The sequence below is a fragment of the Patescibacteria group bacterium genome (assembly GCA_020148145.1).
GTDB lineage: Bacteria > Patescibacteriota > Minisyncoccia > Minisyncoccales > JAHCRE01 > JAHCRE01.
In genome coordinates this window covers 1-2,313 of the sequence record JAHCRE010000022.1, presented here as the reverse complement: position 1 = coordinate 2,313, position 2,313 = coordinate 1, and the positions used below count along the sequence as shown (strand labels likewise).

1 protein-coding gene, 2 tRNA genes and 1 other RNA gene are annotated in these 2,313 nt (G+C 34.8%); all 4 read left to right on the top strand.

Annotated features, from left to right (window positions below; translation table 11 throughout):
* Positions 1 to 51: 51 nt before the first annotated feature.
* Positions 52 to 147, top strand: a tRNA-Ser gene (locus tag KJA15_04425).
* 32 nt (positions 148 to 179) lie between these two features.
* Positions 180 to 269: transfer RNA gene (locus tag KJA15_04420), tRNA-Ser, on the top strand.
* A gap of 68 nt (positions 270 to 337) precedes the next feature.
* Positions 338 to 1,918: a hypothetical protein gene (locus KJA15_04415; GenBank protein MBZ9572548.1), complete on the top strand. Its 1,581-nt coding sequence runs from the start codon at positions 338 to 340 to the stop codon at positions 1,916 to 1,918.
* 151 nt (positions 1,919 to 2,069) lie between these two features.
* An RNA gene (ffs, locus tag KJA15_04410) (signal recognition particle sRNA large type) lies at positions 2,070 to 2,313 on the top strand; the annotation flags it as partial.

Genomic DNA, 2,313 nt, shown 5'->3' with positions numbered 1-2,313 from the left:
GGGCAAAAGGGGAGAGACATCCCTCTAAGGCTTAAAAGGAACCCTGCCGGCGGAGGGGTACCGAAGTGGTCGTAACGGGGCCGACTCGAAATCGGCTTGTCCCGCTGATAACGGGGCACGTGGGTTCGAATCCCACCCCCTCCGCCATAACATATTAAAATAAAACTTGCTCCCCAGGCGGAGAGGTGTCCGAGAGGCCGAAGGAGCACGCTTGGAAAGCGTGTGTGCGGGGAACCGTACCGTGGGTTCGAATCCCACCCTCTCCGCCAATTGTAAAATGCTTTTGAATACAGTTTCTTAACCAACTAACATATAATAAATTCCTGGGAAGCAAATCATGAAAAGTATAAGCAATTCTCAAAAAGAAGAATTCATCAAAAAATGCAAAAAAATTCGCAAATTTATCGGCATTGGGGAGTATAACGAAGCATTAAGTGTCCTTAACTTATTAGAAAAACAAACGCTATACAAGAGAATTATAGAAATTAATAAATATGGATGGCTTATTGATATTGGTTTTGGCTTAAAAGATGTGAAAATGGTAAAAGAAGGAATTGATATAGGAAAAAAACTATTACAAACTGGTATTTCTGAAAAAATAAAAGCACAGATTCATTACAATTTAGCTAATGGCTATATTTCTATTTTTAAACTTACTGAATATGGAAAAGGTGTTGAAAGGCTACCACAAAGCAATGAAATTCAAAAAGCAAAAAATTACTTTAGGAAATCTATTAAATTTTCTAACGAGCTTGACCAACATTTACAAAAACAACTTTGGACAAACTATGGAAATTGTTTAGATTTGCTCGGTAGGAGCGTAGAATCTATAGATGCTTATGATAAATCATTAAAGATTGATCCAAATTTTTCCATGGCAATTGCAAATAGATCACAAGCGATGCGCTTTTTTGCCGATATTTCCGGTGAATACAGAATTCCTATTTATGTTATAGCTTACCAAACCATTAAATCTGTCATAAACAATCGAGATATAATAGAAATTGGGGGAGTAGTAGCTAAACAATCCTTTGAAAATGAATTGAATAGAATAGAATCTCGTTTTAAGGATAAGAAAGTTCTTGAAAAAAAATTAACCCACTCTAAATATGATTTATCCAAACTTTCAAATTTTGAACGGTTTTATATCGATTTTTGTACAAAAGAGAGACTGTTTTTAAATTTTCATATTCATGAAGAGCTATGCGAAACTGCAACAACTGACCCTATTTTTATAAGCTTGATTACCAGTACAGAAGATCATGATAGATTTTTTGAATTAGCAAAGCATATAAATCAGATAAAAGAAGATTTTGCAGTAGCAAGATTTCTTTTAGTTCAGTCTCAATATAAGAGCAGATATTTAAGTAATATCAGCCAAAGGACAATTTTTGTTAATACTTTAGACTATTCCGAGTTTAATTTATATTTGGGATTATTAAAATCATCTTTTAAAGAAGCATACAATATTCTTGATAAAATTGCCTTCTTTGTAAATGATTATCTAAAACTTAGTATTTCTGAAAAGAAAATATATTTCACATCTAAAGAATTTTGGCAAAAAGATAATAAATTAAGATATGAATTATTAAATTTAAAGAATCGCAGTTTATATGCTCTCTATGACATTTATCTGGATTTTAAATCGAAGCATTATGGAAAAATACGAGACATTAGAAACAATTTAACCCATCGCAAACTTGTAATTTATGACTCTACATTTACTGGCAGGGCTAAAAAAAGAGATAAAGATAGCATTAGTTACCAAACAATGTTTACCGAAACAGTCCATCTTCTACAATTGGTGAGGTCGGCAATTATTTATCTAATCAATTTTGTTAATGCTGAAGAAAATAAAAAGTATATCAATAAAAAAGGCTTCATACTCCCAGTATATGTGAATAAATTACAACTTTAAAGATAGCTGTCTTATCCCATTAGCCAGCGATAACAATTTTGTAGCGAAGGTTTGGCTGTGTGGAATTCCCAACACCTTTTCAAAAATCCCTTCACTTTTTGTCAAAAAAGAGATATATTTAAATAAAGCTCTTTTAAAATCTGGTGGCTGGCTGTGCTAAGTGGGGAGCTAGCGGTGTCCTGTAACCTGCAATCCGCTATAGCAGGACTGAATTCCTTTCCGAGGAGTTCAAATGGGAGGCTGGTTGTCCGCAGTTCGGCTTTAAGGACTTGGGCCCTGTGCAATATAAATCTGCCAACCCCGTCAGGTCCGGGAGGAAGCAGCGGTAAGCAGAACCTTATATGTGCCGCAGGTCAACCTGAGTCTTGTCGGCTGTTGATAAACACTCACCATTT